Annotated in this window: 3 protein-coding genes; all 3 read right to left on the minus strand. The window is 27.0% G+C overall.

Features of this window, described 5'->3' with window-relative positions; all coding sequences use genetic code 11:
- Nucleotides 1–334, minus strand: a 334-nt coding sequence (locus GBZ86_RS16305; RefSeq protein ID WP_152892412.1) for an HK97-gp10 family putative phage morphogenesis protein, incomplete at its 3' end; no start/stop codon positions are given.
- Nucleotides 334–711, minus strand: coding sequence for a phage head closure protein (locus tag GBZ86_RS16310; protein ID WP_152892414.1), 378 nt, complete (start codon nucleotides 709–711; stop codon nucleotides 334–336). The genes GBZ86_RS16305 and GBZ86_RS16310, both read right to left, overlap by 1 nt.
- A partial coding sequence (locus GBZ86_RS16315) for a hypothetical protein (protein WP_152892416.1) occupies nucleotides 698–949 on the minus strand: 252 nt, incomplete at its 5' end. The genes GBZ86_RS16310 and GBZ86_RS16315, both read right to left, overlap by 14 nt.

The following is a 949-nucleotide window of genomic DNA, read 5'->3' on the forward strand; positions in this document are numbered from 1 at the left end:
GAATTTTAGAGGTTCCATATTCAATAAATTTGGCATAAAAAAAAGGAGAATTATCTCCTTTATCCCATCCAACTATTATATATAAACTTCCATTTCTATTTTTTACTCCACTAAGGGGAATATTATCCCCCATATGTTTTCCTGTTCTACTTCCTTTTCTTCCACTATTCATAGGGTTTTCACTTCTTGGAGCTTTACCTTTTGCTTCTCCCCGTGTAAGTTTAGCTGCTTTTTTTAGTATTTTTCTATTAGCATTTTCGGTGGCTCCCTTTCCTCCAAGTCTTTCACATTCCTTTATTAATTCCTCTAATCCATTAACTTCTATATATGCCATTAATCTAACCTTCTCACCTTTAAAATAACATCCTCATTATTAAAGCCTAGAAAATCCACTAAGAAAATATCAAAAATAATATTATTCCATTTAACCTTATATTCTCTATTTTTATTATCACTTTTAAAGAATATTTCCTTTAATAAATTACAATATTTAATTCTTATATTTAAAGTGTTTTCTAGTCCTATTCCAAAGGCATTATAAAGCTCTTTTCCATAAAGATTATTTATATTACCAAAGCATTTATAAATTACTTTATAATCTTCCTTCTTATAACCTTCCTCATCTACAGTAGTTATTTTCTTTACAATTTCCATAGGCATATTATAGGTTCTTAATAAATCCCTTTGTTTTTGCAAATTATTCTTTATCATTTTCACTCACCACATTTTGTATTTGTAACTGAATTAATGGTCCTTTAAAATTAGGTTCAAAATATTCAAAGGCATTATTATAAATATATCTGCAATACTCAAAAAGTAAGTTTTTATTATAGGAGTTAGTATTAAATTCAAGACTAACTCCTGCTATATTATTTAAATAGATCTTTCCACTTTCTAAAAAGCCATTAAGAATAGAATCTTTATCCTCAAAGGTGATATTTAAATATTC

This window comes from Clostridium tarantellae (assembly GCF_009295725.1).
In the GTDB taxonomy this organism is placed as follows: Bacteria; Bacillota; Clostridia; order Clostridiales; family Clostridiaceae; genus Sarcina; species Sarcina tarantellae.